At 48.5% G+C, this 305-nt stretch carries 1 protein-coding gene; it reads right to left on the bottom strand.

The genetic code is table 11. The features are described 5' to 3' along the window. The coding region (locus ACNQ0T_RS23715) for an SIS domain-containing protein (protein ID WP_417930442.1) at positions 1 to 305 on the bottom strand (305 nt) is incomplete at both ends.

The following is a 305-nucleotide window of genomic DNA, read 5'->3' as shown; positions in this document are numbered from 1 at the left end:
GCATCAATTAACGCTAATGGGCCATGTTTTAATTCGCCCGCTGCATACGCTTCGGCGTGGATATACGAAATCTCTTTCAGTTTCAGTGCGCCTTCAACGGCGATAGGGAACTGATCACCACGACCTAAGAACAGTGCGTGGTTTTTGTCTGAGAAATCTTCAGCTAACGCTTCAATCACTTTGTCTTGAGACAGCATGCTTTCAATACGCGCAGGCAGTGCGTGAAGCGCATGAGCAATACGCTCTTCCAGTTCTGGGTTTGCCCCTTTCAGGCGTCCCATATATGCCACCAGCATCAACAATAC

Source organism: Enterobacter cloacae complex sp.6700776 (assembly GCF_048284255.1).
GTDB lineage: Bacteria > Pseudomonadota > Gammaproteobacteria > Enterobacterales > Enterobacteriaceae > Enterobacter > Enterobacter intestinihominis.
Note: the sequence above shows the minus strand (reverse complement) of the source record. Positions and strands in the feature narration are given on the sequence as shown.